The 20031-nt window shown below is 55.0% G+C and carries 15 protein-coding genes; 6 read left to right on the plus strand and 9 right to left on the minus strand.

The window, feature by feature from the left end:
- Nucleotides 1–4 precede the first annotated feature (4 nt).
- Entirely contained in the window at nt 5–469 is a 465-nt protein-coding gene (locus tag OSO_RS0127445; protein WP_010586206.1) for a hypothetical protein, read from the plus strand.
- Nucleotides 470–549: 80 nt separating this feature from the next.
- Here the strand turns inward: OSO_RS0127445 and OSO_RS0127450 are convergent, their stop codons facing one another.
- The 5 genes from OSO_RS0127450 to OSO_RS0127470 form a co-directional block, all read right to left on the minus strand.
- The gene (locus OSO_RS0127450; protein WP_010586207.1) at nt 550–4227 is read right to left on the minus strand and encodes a tetratricopeptide repeat protein; all 3678 of its coding nucleotides are present in this window, start codon (nt 4225–4227) and stop codon (nt 550–552) included.
- Between the two features lie 286 nt (nt 4228–4513).
- The gene (locus tag OSO_RS45370; protein ID WP_010586208.1) at nt 4514–5578 is read right to left on the minus strand and encodes an HlyD family secretion protein; all 1065 of its coding nucleotides are present in this window, start codon (nt 5576–5578) and stop codon (nt 4514–4516) included.
- Between the two features lie 78 nt (nt 5579–5656).
- Nucleotides 5657–6427, minus strand: coding sequence for an ABC transporter ATP-binding protein (locus tag OSO_RS0127460; RefSeq protein WP_010586209.1), 771 nt, complete (start codon nt 6425–6427; stop codon nt 5657–5659).
- 5 nt (nt 6428–6432) lie between these two features.
- Nucleotides 6433–7572, minus strand: coding sequence for an ABC transporter permease (locus tag OSO_RS0127465; protein WP_010586210.1), 1140 nt, complete (start codon nt 7570–7572; stop codon nt 6433–6435).
- Nucleotides 7573–7725: 153 nt separating this feature from the next.
- Nucleotides 7726–8463 carry a TetR/AcrR family transcriptional regulator gene (locus tag OSO_RS0127470; protein WP_083842976.1) on the minus strand — a complete coding sequence of 246 codons (738 nt, stop codon included), beginning with the start codon at nt 8461–8463 and terminating at the stop codon, nt 7726–7728.
- Between the two features lie 387 nt (nt 8464–8850).
- Here OSO_RS0127470 and pyk point away from each other — a divergent pair, with 387 nt between their 5' ends.
- Both pyk and polX read left to right on the plus strand, forming a co-directional pair.
- Nucleotides 8851–10320, plus strand: coding sequence for a pyruvate kinase (gene pyk, locus OSO_RS0127480; RefSeq protein WP_010586213.1), 1470 nt, complete (start codon nt 8851–8853; stop codon nt 10318–10320).
- Between the two features lie 195 nt (nt 10321–10515).
- Nucleotides 10516–12234 carry a DNA polymerase/3'-5' exonuclease PolX gene (polX, locus tag OSO_RS0127485; protein ID WP_010586214.1) on the plus strand — a complete coding sequence of 573 codons (1719 nt, stop codon included), beginning with the start codon at nt 10516–10518 and terminating at the stop codon, nt 12232–12234.
- Here the strand turns inward: polX and OSO_RS51635 are convergent.
- Complete coding sequence (locus OSO_RS51635) at nt 12209–13162, minus strand: AhpC/TSA family protein (RefSeq protein ID WP_010586215.1); 954 nt, start codon at nt 13160–13162, stop codon at nt 12209–12211. The two genes, polX and OSO_RS51635, sit on opposite strands and share 26 nt — an antisense overlap.
- Nucleotides 13163–13451: 289 nt before the next feature.
- Between OSO_RS51635 and OSO_RS45380 the strand changes: the two genes are divergently transcribed.
- Complete coding sequence (locus OSO_RS45380) at nt 13452–14498, plus strand: vWA domain-containing protein (protein ID WP_010586216.1); 1047 nt, start codon at nt 13452–13454, stop codon at nt 14496–14498.
- A gap of 38 nt (nt 14499–14536) precedes the next feature.
- Here the strand turns inward: OSO_RS45380 and OSO_RS0127505 are convergent, their stop codons facing one another.
- The gene (locus OSO_RS0127505) at nt 14537–15199 is read right to left on the minus strand and encodes an ABC transporter ATP-binding protein (RefSeq protein ID WP_010586217.1); all 663 of its coding nucleotides are present in this window, start codon (nt 15197–15199) and stop codon (nt 14537–14539) included.
- A gap of 140 nt (nt 15200–15339) precedes the next feature.
- Here OSO_RS0127505 and OSO_RS0127510 point away from each other — a divergent pair, with 140 nt between their 5' ends.
- On the plus strand, nt 15340–15933 hold the full coding sequence (locus OSO_RS0127510; RefSeq protein ID WP_010586218.1) for a hypothetical protein: 594 nt from the start codon (nt 15340–15342) through the stop codon (nt 15931–15933).
- A gap of 65 nt (nt 15934–15998) precedes the next feature.
- Here the strand turns inward: OSO_RS0127510 and OSO_RS0127515 are convergent, their stop codons facing one another.
- Nucleotides 15999–16472 carry a cyanophycin metabolism-associated DUF1854 family protein gene (locus OSO_RS0127515; protein ID WP_010586219.1) on the minus strand — a complete coding sequence of 158 codons (474 nt, stop codon included), beginning with the start codon at nt 16470–16472 and terminating at the stop codon, nt 15999–16001.
- A gap of 471 nt (nt 16473–16943) precedes the next feature.
- Nucleotides 16944–18281: a DEAD/DEAH box helicase gene (locus OSO_RS45385; RefSeq protein WP_086013407.1), complete on the minus strand. Its 1338-nt coding sequence runs from the start codon at nt 18279–18281 to the stop codon at nt 16944–16946.
- Nucleotides 18282–19292: 1011 nt separating this feature from the next.
- Between OSO_RS45385 and OSO_RS0127530 the strand changes: the two genes are divergently transcribed.
- A complete protein-coding gene (locus OSO_RS0127530) occupies nt 19293–19940 on the plus strand; it encodes an NAD(P)H-dependent oxidoreductase (protein ID WP_010586221.1) in 648 nt (215 codons plus the stop codon).
- The last annotated feature ends 91 nt before the right edge of the window (nt 19941–20031 follow it).

Here is a 20031-nt window from a genome sequence, read left to right on the forward strand (position 1 = left end):
TGCGATGGAATCTGCGAACGTACCACCTGTTGAAGACGCCAAACCTGTTCGCAAGCGTTCTCGGCGAGAGCGCATCATCGTCTGGACCGGAATTTCGGTGCTGTTGGTCATCGTCGCAATTGAATGGACTTCGCTTCGCCTGTTTCAATCGTCGCTCAGCCGCTTGGAGCAAGCGATTGCAACTCCATCTCCTTCTGGAAGGCGGATTGGAATTCCGCGTGACGAGATCGAAAACCATATCGACGGAATTACGTTCCGCAATCTGAAGATACGCTATTTCAAGCCGTTGACGTTTCTGGAAGACGAAGTTCCCGAAGTCCAGCATGAACTCATGTTTCGCTGGCCGAGTCTCTTCAAAAAGTACCAACTGATTGTGACGGTGAATTCATTCGACCGCGCGATACTTGTCGCCGCCGATGTCCCTAACGAGAGCGGGTTAATGTCTGGAATCGGCAGGGGGCCCCAGTAGGTCAGGTCACGGATCGCTCTGGCGTGGTGTCCAATGTCCGTACAACACCACGTGCGAATTCAAAGCGACAACTATCAGGCTTACTTTGTGTCGCTCAGACGAGCGATCCCATCGCGTGCCAACTGCCAGGCGTTGCCGCGAGCTCCGAATGCAGGCGGGACATAGCCAGCGTATGTGGTGAGTGGAACCCAGAGCATGAACCAATCTGCCGTCGGCCGCCAATGAATGTCTGGCATCTGAAGTACAGATTCGTAGAATCTACGACTTTCAGTGGGATTATTCAGTTTCTCATAGCACAGCGCAAGGTTCAGGACGGCCATCGTTTTCTCTGGTCCGTTCGACATCGAATCGACAAGGTGTTGAAAGCGGGGGATGGCTCCCTGATAGTCTTCCGTTGAGATCCCAATTGCCCCGAGTCTCAAGTTTTTCCAGGCTAGCGCATACGAACGTGCTGGAGCATCAATCTTTTCATATTCCGAGACGAGCGTCTCGACATCGGAAACGGTCGAGATTACTTGGGGAGCACCGCTCACGAATCGGGTGCGCCGAAGACACTCTGCAGAGCGCCATTCCGCATAGGGTCGAAGGGGACTTTGCGGAAACTGTTGAATCAACAATTGGTAGTACTTGGCTTCGGGAAGCAACGGGGTCTTCTTCAATGGATTGTAACCATAAGCCGGATAGGACAACGGCGGCCGTGGTTCTGCGCCGCTCTCTCCGAAGTGATAAAATCCCATCTGCTGAAATGCTTCGGCTGCCATCCAGAGCGACTCTTCTTTCGCCATCGAATCAGGGGCATTCTTGATGACGCGTTCAAGTGCCGGACGCATTTCTTCCCAGGGAACAATCCGCATACTCGCAGGTTCGACGTGCGCCTGCGCACGCCAAGCGGTCAGTTGAGCTTCAGCCCACGACCGACGCCATGCGACAAACTTCGCATCGCGATTTTGCGTTTGGGTCAGCCAGCGAATGACATTCGAAAGCAGAGGAACCTCCAATCGATCACCGAATTCGACTGGGGTGAGATGAACATTTGCTTTTCGTCCCGCGGTCACGAGACTCTTCCAGTCGGATGGCAGAATCGACGTGTCTGGCAAGTACCATTGGCCAAATGAAGCCACAACGACTCGTCCAAATCGATAGGGCGTCGCCGCCAATACGACCTGATCGTGAGCCTGAACAACGGTCGCGGCGTCGTTTGCCCGGATGTGAACGGCATTGCGCGCCATAACTTGCGTCAATCCGGTCGCAATCGGATGCGCGGCAAGACGCGTAGAAATGGCCTCAATCACAGACTCGGCCTGACATTCCATCCCGAAGAACGCTAGAAGTGGATTGTGAATTCCGGAGGCCGATGGTGCCCAGCCAGGTGAAACGATCACAAGCAGTGAACCACCCGCTGCCACATATGATCGGAGTGCCAACAGTTCCCGGGGCGTGTAGGGCAGGTCTCCGGCACGATTGAGTACGACAAGAGAGTAAGGAGTCAGCTGAGGCGGATTGACCCGTAGATCTCGCAATGTGTGGACGCTGAACCCCAATGGCTCCAATCGCTTTTGCCACGAAAGGACGCCCGATGTCTCGCCACCCCAGATCAACGCACACTTCGATGGAAACTCGGGAGTGAGTTTCAATCGATTCATGGCAACGAGTGCATCGGGACCGGCAAAATGCGCCAGGCCGACTTCGCGAACCAGTTCCCGATAGGCTTCGCGCGCGTCGTCTTTACGTTCGAGAGACTCATCAAGAAGCTTGGCAGCTCGATAGTAGGCTTCGATTTTTCGATCGATCCATGATGTTGGTTCGTCAGTCGACAAGTCCCATGTGGACGGCAGATTCGAAAGGACCGCACCTTGCGAACTTCGAGCCAATTGCCGGTAGGTCGAGACCGCGTCGTCCCATTTTTTTGTGCTCTCGAACAATTGAGCCAAGCGAAATCGACCGATTGATGCCGCTGCTGGGTTCCAGCCGAATGTTTGGAGCCCACGACGCAGGGCATCAATCTGCTGATCCACCGTCAAGAACGGAACCGAAACCCCAGCGCTGTCCAAATACGAAGTCGTCGCAATATCAGGAATCAGCAGCTTGGCCCAATCACTCGCCGCATCATCCTGATGTCCCGTTGCGGATGTCAGCACACGCTCGTAGATCGCCATCACTTTTTTTGCGAGGGCTTTGGACGCTTCGATGTCAAATGGCATTCGACGGGTGAACAATTGGGTCCGAAGTCGCAAGGGAGCATCATCACGGTAGTAGGCATATAGCCTCTTCAACGCCGAATTGTCCCAGTCATGTGCACGATCGGTTTCTTCAGCCGCGTTCTTTTCCAGGAACGAGGCAATTTCGTCACCGCGTTTCAGGCTGTTGAGTGCCGTACAGATCCAGGCATTCGCAAAGTCTCCACTGCGAGGATCAGGAAAGGACCGTTTGTACGTCTCGGCGGCGGGAATCATTTCGGCAAACCGCTGTAGACGGAATAGCGAAATCAGTTCACCGCCCATGATGGCCTTACGATCCGACTCTGATGCCATCGCAAACTCGGGACGTGCCGCAGCCGCACTAACTGCCTGCAGCGCGTCTTCGGCCTTGTTGACCGCCCGCAACAGAGGAATGAGTTCGCGATGAAAACAAAGATTTCCAGGTTCGATTGCGAGGGCTTGCTGACAGACATCAATCGCCTCGCTCGACTTCCCCTGGCGCGCCAGACGGACAATCGCGGCGAGGCAAATGGTTCCTTCCAGCGTTCGAGCGACCGCCTGTGGGGCAAGAGTGTCCTCGGTCGAGGTGACGGGTTGCGTCCCCATGTCAGACAGAACACGCGACACCAGCTCGCTTCTCAACGCATCGAAACGATCGCGTGGTTGAATGAAGTTATGGCAAGCGACCACAGATCCGTTGCTGGCATCGATCAATCGGATGTGAATACAGACCTCGCTCTGGAGTTGCCAAAACGCCCCGACAAGCAGTCGTTGAGCACCAAGCTGTCGTCCAAGTGGAATCAATGTCTCGAGGTCCGCATCCGCCGCCGCGGACCGATCCAACTCAGGCATCAAGACATTTACTCGATCACGATCCACCAGTGAAATCCTGGAACTGGCACTCAGATCACCCTGAATGACCTCCGCCAGTCTGGCACCAAAGTCTGCCGGCTGCTTGCGCGGAAAACGATTCACTAGCGGCAGGATGGCGAGAGTTTGCGACGATCCGGTCTCACCTTCAGTACGTGGCCGTTGCTTTGCGAAATCGACGGCCCGATCGACCAGAATCGTGCGTGCGAGTTCACCACACAGGCGAAACAGGTCATCGATTGACCCTTCAAGCGTCCACTCGCCGATCTGCTCACCGCCGCCTACCACGGCGAGCCGCGCGGTCAACGAAAGCTTCGTCCCCTCCGTTTGGACTGTTCCAGTGAGCATCAGATCGGCGGTGTCGGCTGGATTCGGTGTTTCCGTCACGATTGACTTGTCGACGTCGTCCCGGCTTACGAAACGAACCGTACTCGCCTTCGAGAGATCCGCAGCAAGCAAGTCGCTGATTGCGGCCCCCAACGCACGACCTTCAATCGAAGCCCCCGCGGCATCGAATGGAACGATGGCAATCCGGTGGTCCGTTGCCTTAACAGGCTCGGTCGAAGTCGCGGCGGCAGAGGGTTCTGTGGCTACGGCTTTCTCATCAGCAAAGAGGCTGATTTGGTTGAACCCGATCGACCACAGCAGGGCGAGACAACATCGAAAAAGTCGAACCCGCGCGAACTCCATTTGGCCCTCTCCTGGAACTCGCCCCAGCTCGCGAACTGATTGACGAATCTATTGCTGACGAATCCTGAACCCATCCCACAGCGATGTCGTCAGCTTGCGATGAATCGTCGACCGCCGCCCGAGAACGAACATGCCTAGGCGTTGGAGCCTTCGAGGACCAAAGCCTAGGTGCCAAGCGCGTGCTGTCTGACGAACCAGAGGGATCATATCTTGCGTTGCGGAGACAATCACTCTCGCAGGCCACAATTCAGCAGCCTGGCAAGTTCGAATGGACTCGGATTCAATTCTATTTGGTCTCGTACTCGATCGAGACGTCAAGCTGCTGACCAACGAAGACGCCCGAAATGTCGTCGTCGATCTCGTAGAGCACCTGCAGAACTCGCGTATCGATTCGTTCGGTGTTCTCTCCCGTAAACGCCTTCTTGGGGATCACATAGGGCTCGACGCGAATAAACCTCAAATTTAATCGATTTCCGGTAGCGCCACGGGGCGTGGCACTGGCACGGCTCGCCGATTTGAAGCGCGAAATATCTCGCTCATCCAAATCAACACGAACGCGAAGGCGGTCAAGGTCTCCGAGCAAAATTAACGCCTTGGCTGCCGAGGCATTCACAAACTCACCCGGTCGGACATCAATCTTCAGAATTTGTCCGTCGACGGGAGCACGGACAAGGCAACGTTCGATTTCGGTTTCGAGATTCGCGACACTCGCGCGCGCCGTTTCAATGGAGGCGTGCGACACATTTTTGTCCTGTTGCCATGCCCCGGCTTTCAGCAGGGCATCCTCTGCAACAGCCTGTTGCCACTGCTGGTCCGCCGCCAGGAACGTGAATCGGCGCGCCGTGAACTCTTCATCAGCCATGATCTTTTTGCCGAACAGTTGCTCGCCACGATCGAGTTGATCCTTTAAACGCGTCCGGTTCGCTTCCGCCACCTTGACCTTCGCTTCGCTAGGCGGGATATCCTCTGGACGAGGCATTTGCTGCAGCCGTTGAAACTGCGCTTCGGCCAGTTGCAAATTGGCCTGTTGCGTTCGCAGTTGTGCTCGCAAATGGCGGTCGTCGACTCGGAACAGCGGAGTTCCCGCTGAAACACGCTGCCCGAGTTGATCGTTGGTCACACACACTTCCAGAACCACGCCGGCAACAGCCGTCCCCAATGCGATATTCTCCGTGCGTGCTTCCACGAGCCCCGTACCCGAGATGCCCGCTGTAAACGAGTGTCGTGGCGGTTCGACGATCGGCGTTTCTTTGGGCAGTTTTTCGGCGGCGAACATGATGTGGTAAAGCGAGAACAAGAACATTCCCAGCGCCAGCATCGGAAGGAAGAAGTTTCGACAAACTTTGAACATCGGGCACCTTCAGTCGCGAAGTATCTGGATCTGATTTTTTGTCGTTGAGACCGCGTACGAGGCCATTCACTTTCGATGTCAGTGCATCGTCGACTCGGGATCACCACCCGAAGCACGATCTGGAATGTCGACTTTCGTCACCACTCCGTCGTCCATGTGGATAATTCGATCACCGAAACGAAACACGCGATTGTCGTGTGTCACGACAATCACCGCCCGGTCTGGTTGTAGAGCCACACGTCGCAGAAGTTCCATCACCGTCTGGCCGGACTGCGCATCCAACGCGGCTGTGGGTTCATCACAGACAAGCAGACGAGGCTCGTGGACAAGTGCTCGAGCGATCGCCACCCGCTGTTGCTGCCCCCCCGACAGTTGATTGGGATACAAATGCATGCGGCTGCCGAGACCGACCGCCGACAGAATCTCTTTGGCGGCTTCGAATGCCGCACGCCGCGATTGCCCGGCAATGATCAGTGGTACGGCCGCGTTCTCCACCGCGGAAAGCGTTGGCAACAAATTGTATTGTTGAAACACAAAGCCAATGTTCTTCTGACGGAACTGGACCAGCTGCGTTCCTGTCAGATGCATCATGTCGTTGCCCAGGACGGTTAACGAGCCACTGGTCGCATTGAGTAGCCCGGCGACAATGGAAATCAGCGTGGTCTTTCCACAACCAGATTGTCCCACCAGCAACGTCATTTGCCCGGCCAGCACATCGAGATCAACACCCCGCAACGCCACAGTCTTGGTGTCGCCCACGCCAAACTCTTTAATGATCTGGCGGCACGCGACTGCCAACGTCTCTGTTGGATGCGTCGGCGGTCCGGTCAGTGATTGCAATGCCGTCATGCGATCTATCCCCTAAAGACAACGGCCGGTTCGAGGAACAGAACTTTTCGCAGACTAAACACGCTGGTCAGCAGCACGATGATCAGGACCGCCGCACCAACCCCAGACGCCGCGACCGTCGTCATGTGAATTCCCGCCATCGGTGCAATTCGATTGGTAAACGTAAAAAAGATCGCCGTCATTCCCATGCCTAATCCATAGCCAATTCCGCTAACGACACTGGCCTGCAACAGGATCATGCCAATGAGTCGGACGTTCGTGACCCCCATCGCTTTCAGTGCCCCAAACTGTTTTAAATTCTCAAGTGTGAACAGATAGAACGTCTGCCCTGCGACAGCGGCCCCGACGATAAATCCCAATGCGATTGTGATTCCAAAGTTGATCGGAATCCCTGTCGAGCCCATGAAATAGTCGATCGTCTTCCAGAAGAAGCCATCATTCGTCAATGCCATCAAGCCGGTTTGTGCATCGATCGCGCGGCACACATCAAGTGGATCTCGGTCCTCGGCGGGTTTCACAAGGATGTAGTTCATCAGGTTGCGGTTGGACGGCAGGAACCGCTCGACTTCACTAAAACGCGTATACAGGACCGGCAAAGTCGTGAACGGAGCAGAGGCCTTGCAGACACCGGCCAGAATCACACGCCGGTCGTTGATTTGAAACTCGCGACCAATTCGGAACGGCTCACCAGGCCACATGTATTCATAGCCCGACTTGTCGATAAAAACGGCATTCGGCAGGCGCAGGTCGCCCAGATCACCCGTCACCATGCGACGGGGTGCCCCCACGAGCGTAGCGTCGTCGACGCCCATCATGATGATGTTGCGAAAATTCCCATCTTCCAGCCGCGCGGTCATGTTGCTCTTGTGAAATCGCACGGCCCATTCCACGCCTGTCACACCACGAACACGTTGCAGGTCGTTGGTTGGCAAATACGGCGCTTCGTCGATGTAACGAACCTTGTTGTCCATGACCCACATTTCGGCATCTCGGACATCCACAATCTGACTTGCCGAACGCGTCACGATTCCCATGAAAATGGAGACTTGCTGTGTCATCAGCAGTGTGGCAAACGTGATGCTCAGTATCAGACTCAAATATTTGCTGCGATCACCTGTCAGCATTCGCAAGGCAAGCCAGTTCATCGCTGAGTACTCGTGAAACCTGTTGAACCCACTCTATGCACAACGCTGAAACCGGGTGTCTATCACAGTTGCCGTCAATTCAAACAAACCTGACCACAAATCAGGCAACCGTCGTTTTTCGACGCTCCGTCAAATTCAGGCAAAAAAAAGACGCTAATGAGGGGCATTCGTCGTCAGACTGCTCACTTCCTGACTGAAAATCTCTTGTTGGATTCGCTGATACGTCTTCGCATAATCCCATTCCAATCGTTTGGGCTGCCATTCGGAACCGTCGAGCAGGATATGAATTCCTTGCAGCAGCACCCGTTGCGGATCAGAAATCTGAAACTCCGCCAGCATCGGACAGAAATGAAGGGACGTCATATGTGTCCCAAGTGCCATGGTGAAAACGGAATAAACCAGCTCTCGGGCGTTGGTAACACGCGGCAGATCGCCACTTTCGATTCCTGATTCGACAATTCGAACCACACAACCAAAACAAGTATTCTCAAGCTGTTCAAGAACTTGCTGACGCTGCGTTGATGCCCGATCTCGCAAGTTCGCTAATTTGATGATGAACTCAGACTGATAGTGTTGAACCTCGAGCCGACTGAAAAGCTCGTCGGCAACGCCAATCGCGAGCATCCGCTCACGTGGTCGACCCGCGAATTGCTCAGCGCGCAGGAAGAGCTCAACCCGCCGCTCCATGCTTTCGATCGCCAGCGCCGTAACGAGATCCTCTTTCGACTCAAAGTGTTGATAGATCGTCCCTTTGGAATACTCTGCCGCTTCGGCAAGTTGATCCATGCTAAGGCCAGCATAGCCTTGTTCAATCAACATTTTCCGGGCAATCTGCAGCAGAAGCTGCTCCCGTTCACGAACCTCACGTTGTTTGCGCGTCATCGTACCCATGCGTCAATTATCGACAACTCGTCGAATTTTGTCAAACAGTATATGTCTTTGGTTCAGATTTCGCCTGAGATTTTGTCGTTGAAGATTCAGACACACGAAGTCGCAGCACGTTGATCGCATGAACATCGGGAGAAGGGTGACGATGGCGCAAGTTCACACGCCAGTGGGTCGAGGGCAAAATCAAGCCTCGGGTGAACCTATTCGCATATCAGATTTTACGTCAATTTCGACACGCGGATCGGTGGTGTCCAAGCTGCGAATGTCTTACTTCGCCGACAGTTCTACCATGTGCAAAATCCTCGTTTCTGTCGACCGCGGGTTGTCTGATACACTTCCACCGGAAGGCGCCCGATCATTAGGCCACATCTCGCAAAGGATCAATCCAAGATGGATCTCTGGCAACGTAAGTATGCGGAAGGACCGCTGGTAAAAACCAAGATTGTGGCCACTGTCGGACCGGCTTCCGCTTCTCATGAGAAACTGACTGAACTGGTCCTCGCCGGCGTCGATGTCTTCCGCCTGAATTTCGCTCATGGGACGTATGACTGGTTTGACCAAGTCGTGGGATGGATCCGTCAGGTTTCGGAAGAATTGAAGCAGCCGATTGCCATCTTGGCGGATCTGGCGGGACCAAAGATCCGTTTGGGCGAGCTGCCACCAGAGGGCGTCAGATGTCGACACGGATCAAGAGTGGAATTCGTCCGGAAGCAAGCCCCTGGGCATGAGGATCAATTCACGTGCACCTACGAACAATTGATCGATGACCTGCGTCCTGGAGATCGAGTTCTGCTCGCCGACGGGTCCGTATCCTTGCTTGTCGTGGAACAAGATGTAGCAGCTGGCCGAGTCGTTTGTGAGGTCGTCCAGCCGGGGCTGGTGAGAAGTCGACAGGGAGTGAATTTGCCAGGTGCGATTCTGAGTACTCCTAGTGTCACCGAGAAGGACCGCCAGGACCTGCAGTGGGTGCTCGACCATGGATTGGATTATGTCGGCCTGAGTTTTGTGCGCAGTGCGGAAGATATCCGATTGCTGAAAAAGCTGATCGCAGCGCACCCCACGACAACACCCCCATGGATTGTCGCGAAAATCGAAAAGCCCGAGGCCATCAATCAGCTAGAACAGATCGTGATTGAAACAGATGCCGTGATGGTGGCGCGCGGCGATCTGGGTGTCGAAGCCGATATTTTTCGAGTCCCAGCCCTACAAAAACAGATTATCCGGATGTGTAACGAGCATCGGACGCCTGTCATCACGGCCACGCAAATGCTGGACTCGATGCAAAAGAGTGAGATCCCGACTCGAGCCGAAGCCAGTGATGTTTTTAATGCGGTGCTCGACGGAACCGACGCGGTGATGTTGTCCGGGGAAACCGCGGCGGGCGACTATCCTGTCGAAGCCGTCGCGATGATGAGCCGCATCGCGCGTGAAGCCGAACGCATGTTGCAACCGCGCGAACCTGAAAGCGATTCTCGCAGCAATCGAACCCGGGCCACCGCCATCACAGAAGCAGTGACACACGGCGCGGGAACGGCCGTCGCGCACTTAAACGCCGATTTGATTGTCGCAGCAACACGCGGTGGCAAGACCGCGATGGCAATTTCCAAGCAGCGGCCACACGTTCCGATTATGGGACTGACTGATCGCCCGGAAGTGGCACGCCGCATGTGTCTGTTCTGGGGTGTGACACCCATCGAAACGTTGGCCGTTGCCAAGCCACCACGCGAATTGCTGGATTATGTCGAGCGCAAAGGACGCGAACGCAACATGCTGGATTCCGGCAGCAAACTGGTTCTCGTCGGCAGCTCAGACTGGACACTGGAATGGCACGATATGCTGCTCGTGCATGTGATTCCTTAGCTTGCTTTCAACGTCTAAGATCAGACGTATCCAAAGGATCGGCAATAAGGGAAGTGTGCGTGCTGCCGAATGGCATTCAGTCAGATTCAGGCTGGCGGGAATGATCCTTAAGATTCCCTCGCGCGTCTTTCGGATTTAAGATTCGTCCGTATCTTTTCCACAACGCACAGCCCTCGAAATTCGTGCCATACAATCATGCAGAACCAACACATTGCCGCTCTGTTTAACGAAGTCGCGGACCTGCTGGAGATCCAGGGCGCGAATTCATTTCGTGTTCGCGCTTATCGTAACGGAGCGAGAACTCTGGAAAATCTCTCGCAGTCAGTCGCGGAACTGGTGGCGGCACCTGGGGGAGGCCTCGAGACTCTCGATGGAATTGGGAAAGATCTGGCTTCGAAAATCGCCGTCGTACTCCAGACGGGGCAACTGCCACAATTGGAAGAATTGAGGCAGCAGGTCCCCGCCGGTGTCGTAGAGATGCTGCGGATACCCGGCCTTGGCCCGAAGAAAGTCGCGGCGCTGTTTCATGAACTGACGATTACGTCCCTCGAACAATTGAAAATCGCCTGCGAGGCGGGGAAGGTCGCAGAGCTGAAGGGGTTCGGCAAGAAGACCGAGAAATCGATTCTCGAAGGACTGCCCCACGCCCTGGAAGCAGGCAAGCGATTCCTGATCAGCGTCGCCAGAGCATCCGCGGACGAGATTGTCGCAGACCTAAAACAACTGCCGACGGTTAGCCAGGTCTCTGTGGCAGGTTCGTGTCGCCGTCGGAAAGAGACTTGCGGCGATCTGGATATTCTCGCGACTGCCGACGATTCCACAGTGGTCATGGACCGTTTGGCCGCGCATCCGCTGGTTGAAAAAGTGCTGGCACGGGGCGAAACCAAAGAACGGGTTCGACTACACACTGGGATCGAACTCGATCTGCGTGTCGTCCCCATCGAATCGTACGGGGCCGCGATGCAGTACTTCACGGGTTCCAAAGAGCACAACATTGTCATCCGCAAGCGGGCCATCGAACGCGGTCTTAAGGTCAACGAATACGGAGTCTTCCGAGGTGACGAATACGTCGCGGGAAAGACGGAAGAAGACGTCTACGCCGCCGTGGGCCTGCCGGTCATCCCACCGGAACTCCGTGAGAATCGTGGTGAAATCGAAGCGGCCGAAGCGGGTACACTGCCGAAGTTGATTGAAGTTGCCGACATTCAAGGCGATCTACACATGCATACCACGGCGTCGGACGGAAAGGGAACGATCCGCGAGATGGCCGAAGCGGCGCGTGCTCGCGGACTCAAGTACATCGCCATCACCGATCATTCGAAGCGAGTCAGCATGGCCAACGGGCTTGATGCGACTCGTCTGCGGCAACATTGGGACGAAATCCGAAAAGTCCGCAACGAAGTTTCTGGGATCGAGATTCTGTGCGGAATCGAATGTGACATTCTCGAAGACGCGACGCTTGACCTGGATGACGAGGTCTTGTCGGAAGCGGACTGGGTGATTGCCGTCCTGCACTATGGCTTAAAGCAACCACGCGAGCAGATCATGCTGCGACTGCTAAACGCGATCCGTAACCCAAACGTCCACGCAATCGGCCATCCGACCGGTCGCATGCTTACCAATCGACAGCCCGCGGACATCGATTTTACGACGTTTTTCAAAGCCGCAGCGGATCACGGCGTGATGCTGGAGATCAACGCCAGCCCCGAACGACTGGATCTGGACGATGTGCATGCGGCCGCAGCCAAAACACATGGAATTCCGATTATCATCGATACGGACTCTCATAGTACGAACGGCTTCAGCGTCTTGCAGTATGGAGTCGATCAGGCGCGCCGAGCTGGCCTGACGAAAACCGATGTCGCCAATGCTGCGTCATGGCCCGAATTCAAGAAACGACTCCGGTCCTCATAGACCCCGATGTCACACCGCATGCCAGATTCTTGAAATCGGCACGGTCCGCCGTCGATGTGTGACGGTGGGCCTGTTCAATGATGCCATTCCGGACAACGAACGTTCCGGACAATTGCAATCCATTTCCGACCATGCGACCAAATCCAAACCGCAGCACGACACCTTCTGCGACCGCCCGCCACACCGTCTTACAACCAAAAAGCTGAGCAAACGAACCAAAAGGTAATTCCAGAGCGCGGTAAAGGCGGCGTTCCGGATCACTGAGATGTGCCACGTCGTTAAGACCATACGCGAGCAACATCGGTGCGGCTTGAGCTACGGTTCCCATCGAGACGACAACGGGGGTTAATCCTGCTCGAATAACGTCATCTCGCTGACGCCCCAGGTCCGCCAGCATCTCGCGGCAGAATGTGCAGCCAAGATGGCGAACGCACACCAACAGGAGGGGAGACTGAAATGACCGTTCGTATACGCTTTGACCATCCGGCAGAATCGCCGCCCGAAGTGCTTGTTCGAGCGACAAACCTGTTTCTCGCGCCAATCGGGCTTCGTCAATTCGTGCGGCGTGGACCAGAATCGCACAGAACGGCAACCACCAAGCCACATCGTTTGTCAGAATCGTCAGCCCCATACTCCACGGTAAATTCCCGTGGAAAGCGGTGTAGACAAAGCCGATCGGACCAAACACTTTTCCCAGAAGGCCGACCAAAACGATCGGCCAGTGCGTCGCCGCATCGCGCGCGGCGATCCAATAGCCGATGCCATACACACCGATCACCATGCCCAGGCACTGGACGATCGAGGGATAGTTAGGAACGTCCAGCCCCAACCAATCGAAGGGCAGGCGAGGATACAAGACGACGAAAGTTCCCCAGGCCAAATTGTAGACCGCAGCAAGTTTAAGCAGGGTCGGGACCCAAGAAGGCATGGACTCAGACGATCGTGACATGACGTTCACTTTGAGACGCACGGAAGCAATGAAAAGAAGAGTCTACCAACGTATTGTAGTTGTGGTGACGATTTTCGCGATGATGCCAAGGATGGGTTACCAGAGGCAGCGTGACCACGCCGCATGAAGTGAAGCTGCGATGACGCAAACAACCGTTTGCGTTTCCATCCAAAACGCCAGAACATCTGGGCCGTGCAACCTCGAATTGACCCGCTGGGCTGGGCGGCTTAGAGTCGATTCAACTTCATTTGCCAATGGAACTGGCGTCATGGCACCGACGAAAACATCTTCGCGATCTCGAACAACGATACCAGACTGGTTGCCGCACGTCATTTTGCTGCCAAGTTTGTTTTCTCTTTTGTCACATGGACTCTTGTTGCTGACGTTCATGGTGACTCTACGGAGTTGTCAACACGCACCAATCGGTTTCACGAACGAGGAAACGCGTGAACTGGGGATCGTCATCAAGCAGGTTGGTGACAACCCCGACGCGATTGTGACAGGCGAGTTTCGGGAAGGCGAAAGTGCCGAGACCACCGCCACCGCAACAAGTGATTCACTGGCGCCAGTTCGCGCGACACCCGAACAACCACCGATCGAGACATCCCTGCCAAAGTTGGAATCTCCACAACGAGTTGGCCCCGGTGTGAATTTGCCAGTGGGCGCGGCCGTCACCGATCCGCGGCAACCCGTCACGTCTGGTGGCGGCCAGCGGCCCGCGGCGGCTGGCATCGTCGGTGGTGTACCTGGCGCCGCATTCATGGGATCAAAGGACCAGGGTTCAAAGGTTGTCTTCGTCATTGATGCATCCGGCAGTATGACGGCACACAGCTCGATGCAAGTCGCGAAATCAGCCTTGATCTCAAGCCTGCAATCGCTCGAATCAAATCAGCAGTTTCTGATTATTTTTTACGACGACAAACCGTCCATGCTCAATCTGCGTGATGCCCACAAGCCGCAACTCTATGACGCCTCCGAAATCAACAAGACCATCGCACGGCAGAAAATTGCGGGAATTCAACCGGGAACAGGGACTCAACACGTACCGGCTCTTGAAATGGCACTGCGGCTTCGGCCCGAAGTGATTTTTTTTCTCACCGATGCCCAGGAACCGCCGATTCATCCCGGCGAGCTTGAACATTTGCGGCAGATGAATGCGCAGAAGACGCGAATTCACTGCATCGAATTTGGCGTTGGGCAAGAAGTCTCGGAAGCGGTCTCGCCCAGCAACTTCTTGCGGAAGCTCTCGCGGCAGAATGGCGGTACGTATCGATACTTTGACGTCACGAAGTTCGATCGGACAAGGCAGAAGTAGCGCCGAGCACGTACGGAAATGTCATCGGCCGCTCGATGTCATTCCATGACTCGGCCGTCTCGAATCCGAATTTGATGGTCACCCGGCTGGATGTATTCGTGTTCGTGCGTCACCACAATGACCGTCGACTGCTGTTCGCGACACAGGTCGCGTAAGTCTTTCAAGATCGCGACCGAATTCGCTGAATCGAGTTCGCCCGTCGGTTCGTCGGCAAGCACAAGTTTAGGTCGCTTCAACAAGGCTCGCGCGATAGCCACTCGTTGCTGCTCGCCGCCAGAGAGCTGATTCGGGCGGTGTTCACTCCGGGCACCGAGACCCAGGCGGTCGAGTAAATCGACCGCCTTTCGCCTTTGTCCCGCAATCACCCCATTCGGCAAAAACGGTACAAGCACGTTTTCCAGCGCGGTCAAATTCGAGAGCAGATTGAAGCTTTGAAAGATAAAGCCGGCCTGTTCACGGCGAAATTGATCACGCTCCCGCGTGCTCATCCCTTGCAGCGAAACGCCATCAACAACAATCGATCCGCTCGTCGGTTCATCGAGTGCGCCCATCAGATAGAGCAGGGTGCTTTTGCCGCTCCCCGACGGGCCCAGAATGAATGTGAAAGAACCAGTGGGAATCTGGCACGAGATATCGGTTAAAGCCGGTACTTCCAGACGACCTTGCCTATGAACCTTGGAAACATGCTTGACCTCGATCATGAACAGACTCCAACCACGTCGATAGCAGATGTGGGATTATGGTCCCGCCGCGTACGCACGTCGACTGACTTCGAGGCCGTCTGATTCCTCCCTTGCTCAAATAGACAGAGTCAGGCCGTTGGAGACGCTTAAAACTCACCATGCCAAACGCTTCCTTTGATCGCCGTTCGTTGATGGCTCTGCTGGCCGGAGCGTCCTTAACCTGCCTGACGACAGCAATTCGTGCCGATGAAAATACGACTCTGGACGAACCAGCCCTCGACAACAGTTTTCCCCCGATCGCAGGAAATCTCCAACTGCAGGTCATCGGTGCCCTGGGAGTCGGGCATATTCAAAGCACGCTGGGCTTAATCGGCGTCATTGCCGATTCGATCTCGAAAGAGATCTACAATCAGAAGCAGATTGATGATCTGATGAAGGGGACCATCAACGGTCTCGACACGCCGAAAAAAATGCTTCGCCGCTTGCAGGATACGAACGTTTCCGGTGACGACGCAGAGTATCTCGACCGGATGATCAGCGTCCTGAATGCCCTACAGCGAGAAGCGCGGGCACTCAGCGTTTATTCGAAAACCAGAAAACCGGACGATGCGGCGAAGTATGAGCGTGAACGCCGACTCGTCTTGCGAAAACTCGGAGAACTGACGCATCAGGAAGAGCTTCTTCAACCCGATCCGCCCTCGCGAGCCAATCAGACGCCGAAAACCAATGCTGCGGAGGATGCCAGCAACTAGCTCGAGCCACAGTGCCCTCGGCAATTGTCGGCACCGTCGTCGCCAAGGCCACTTGCTGCGGCGTCTCAAACCAAACGCTGCACGATTCGTTGCGTTGCAGAGTCGAGTTGCCTTGTATCGGGGATCGAATAGCGAATTCCGTTCGAGTCTGCGACCATGATGCGATGCGGACCCAACTTGCGAATGTCGTCCTCGCTCTCCAATTGAAAGCTCGTTTCACCGCGATCAGTCTCAACGACCCAGCGACACGGCGGATTCGGATTGCTCGCCGAAATCACACGCCGAATAACGGGAACGAAATCGCGTGCCGAAAGTTCCAATTCCAACACTTTTCTGGCAGTTGGATTGAGAGCATTCAGAGTGGGCAACGTGAGAAGTTCATGTCCGTCAGAATCGACCAGTGCGATTGAACTTTCTGGATCAGTGATTGGAAAGCAACGGATCGGCTCAACGCCGGAGCAAGTGCGACCATCCCCATAGGTCATCAGTAAGCGGCCCCAGGCATCGTGGCTGAACGTCAGCGAAGTCAATTCGGTCATATCAAATTCCAACGTGGTCACAGCAAAAACACCACAGTGACCAGAATTCGTTCGTCGATTATTCAGGACTCAGGATCACCCCGCCGGACGAGATGTCCACATTAGCGCCTTCGATCGATGACGAGCACCTCTGTTTTTCAACGTACACGAGCTCGATCGTTCAACTGAAGCGGGCTTCGCCAGCATCGGACAGGCAACGGCACACGTCAAGTCTTAGCAGTTCTAACAAAGAGGGCGGCAGCAAAATCCAAAAGCGATTGAGATCAAAAAAAGCACGACCCCAGTTTGAGGTCGTGCTTCCATTTCAGGCAACGTCGCGAATTCATCGACAGTACATTGTCATGCCGCCGCCGCGACAACACACAAGTGAATCTTCAAACCTGAAATGCCCGACGATCAATTCGTTGCAAGCAGGCCAACGAGTTTGCGGGCGATGCTCGCAAACCAGTCGGCGCTACAGTACCTATGCCACTAGCGGCTGCTGTAATTGCGACGTCTCGACGATCCACCAGGACGATTCTGCCCGAACGCACGACGCTCAGTTTGCGGAATCGATTCACCCGATTGGTTCTGAGACCGACGGGGAGGCGCAGCGCTGCCGCTCGTTGGACGAGCAGGGCGATGCGGCTCACGAGTCTCGAATTCATGATTTACCGCAGTCGGTGCTGGCGGCGCCATCAATGTTGGCAGCTTTCGAATTTCGATCGGCTGCCGAATGGCACGTTCAATCGCGCGCAACTTTGAGCGTTCGGCAGGGTCACAGAATGTCCAGGCGATTCCTGTCGCACCCGCTCGTCCCGTGCGACCAATACGATGCACGTAGGATTCAATTTCAACGGGCATGTCGTAATTAATGACATGCGAAATTCCGTCGACATCGATTCCGCGAGCGGCAATATCGGTCGCGACGAGCACGCGCAAGCGGTTCGCCTTGAAGTCGGCCAGGGCGCGTTGCCGCTTGGATTGGGTCTTTCCACCATGGATCGCATCGGCGCGAATTCCAGCCTGCATCAAGTGGCGCAATACCTTGTCCGCCCCATGCTTGGTCCGAGTGAAAACCAGCGATCGAGTGACCGCGGACTCTGCCAGCAATGTGTGGAGCAGGCGCGGCTTGTTCGATTGAGGTACGATGAAAATCGCTTGCTCAACTGTTTCTGCAGCCGTCGCAACCGGAGTGATCTCAACCGCGACGGGATTGCGCAACAGCGACGATGACAGTTCACGAATCTCTCGCGGCATCGTCGCCGAAAAGAACAACGTTTGTCGTTGCTTGGGGACGCGTTCGGCGATATGTCGAATGTCGTGAATGAACCCCATGTCAAGCATTCGATCGGCTTCATCGAGCACGAACGTTTCGACATGACTGAGATCGACGTGTCCTTGTCCCATCAGATCGCACAGGCGACCGGGGGTGGCGATGACGATGTCGACTCCGCGTTGCAGGGCGCGAACCTGAGGAACCTGACTGACACCACCGAACACCAACGTGTGACGAATATGCGTCTTTTGACTGTATGCCAGAATACAATCGGCGATCTGAATCGCCAATTCTCGCGTCGGAGCAAGAATTAATGCTCGAATGGGACGACGAGCCTTGGCGGATGGGACGCCAGCTTCCATCAAACGATGAATGATCGGCAATGAAAACGCCGCCGTCTTTCCTGTACCCGTTTGAGCACAACCAAACAAATCGCGTCCCTGCATGACATGGGGGATCGCCTGGGCCTGAATTGGGGTTGGATTTTCGTATCCTTCCGCCGTGACCGCATTGACAATAGGCTCACAAAGCCCGAGATCAGCAAAACTCAAAAAAGACTCCAAACTGGCCGTCGGAAGCAACCAACGAACACGACTTCCAGGTCGATGAAACGGAACCGAATCCAGCGGAAGGAGCTCACGATGTCCGGCCCTATTGCCGACAGCACCTGACGCATGCCGCGACTAAGACACAAACAGCCTGGTCAGGCAAACGAACTCACTTCGCGATGGAACCGACACCCGTCCCGAGACCATTCATCGTGCCGTAGGCCGGCATGAGGCCGCGTGATGAGGAACCCGCGATTCAGAGATTCTCTACCAGTGCCTCAAACAGGCATCCAGCAGCGAAAACCCTCTTCCAACGCTTTGATCGCGGGGTTCAGGACGAGATGTGTCGGACGCAAGTCGCGTCCAGATTGAAACCCACCGCACCCTGAAAGGTGTTTATCCGATGGCACATTCATTCGTCCAAAGGATGACAGAGCCTGAAGCTCTTAGTAGCGAAGTATAACAAGCCATGGCAATGAGTACAGAGGGAACGACTGATTTCGGCAGAAATCGTTTGATCACTGAGCGATTTGACCAGTTGAAGGGGGTTATTGATCAATTGAAAAACAAACGATCGCCTCGCGTGTCCTTGGCAACGTGAATTTGGAAGGAGCGACATTCCAAACGAAGCTATTCGCGAAACCTGCATTTGTCGTCGTTCGGAAATGCAGGAAGTGATCTAGAACGAGGAAGCCGATCAATATTCCGCGTCGGAAATCGAAAAGTGAATTCCGATGACGGGAAGCCCGTTGTATCTGTGGCGCACAATTACGACAAGATTGTCCTTCCGCTTGATGTCTAGACGCCGAAATCTATGATCTGATCGAGAATTGCGTCAAAACGAGTCTTCTGCGGTCGAATTTTGATCCGCAGAACCCGGTGCGATCGCTTTCTCCAGCCATCGCACCGGGAACTCAACCGGTCAAACAGGTCCAAATAGACCGTAACCAGAAGACAATTCAGATCTTCAGCGCGTGACGAAAATACGCGCTGACCTCAATGGAGTCGGCTGATATGAAGCCTGTGCCCAATGACGTCGTCGAACGTCAACTCGCCTGGCGATACGCGACCAAGATGTTCGACCCGGCAAAGATCATCTCGGACGAGAATTGGCAGACACTGGAACAGACACTTGTTCTGACCCCGTCGTCGTTTGGGCTGCAGCCTTGGAAATTTGTCGTCATCACAAACCACGAAGTCCGTGCGAAGCTCAAACTTGCCAGTTGGCATCAGGCCCAAATCGTCGATGCCTCGCACCTGGTCGTATTTGCCATCCGAAAGAACTTGAGCGTCACCGACATCGACGCGTACATCGCCCGCATCGCGGAAGTGCGCGGGACCACGGTCGATTCACTGGCAGGTTTTCGCAAAATGCTGGTCGGGACCATGTCGAAGCCCCCCATCGACATCAACGAATGGGCCGCGCGCCAGGTCTACATTGCAATCGGATTCTTCATGGCAACCGCCGCCCTCATGGGCATCGACGTTTGTCCAATCGAGGGTTTCGAACCCGAAAAATACGATCAGATTCTGGATCTCACTTCGCAGGGATACAGCGCGTGCGTGGTCGCGGCGGCTGGATTCCGATCCGATGCGGACAAATACGCCAACCTGCCCAAGGTCCGCTTCAGGACCGACGACGTCATCCAGCGAATCTCGTGAAACACCAAATCTGATTAAACGTCGAAGACGTGCGTCGCAAGCAGACCAATACGTCTGCTCGCGAACCTGTCAAAACAGCGTGACTGGGCCA

The organism is Schlesneria paludicola DSM 18645 (assembly GCF_000255655.1).
GTDB classification, from domain to species: Bacteria; Planctomycetota; Planctomycetia; order Planctomycetales; family Planctomycetaceae; genus Schlesneria; species Schlesneria paludicola.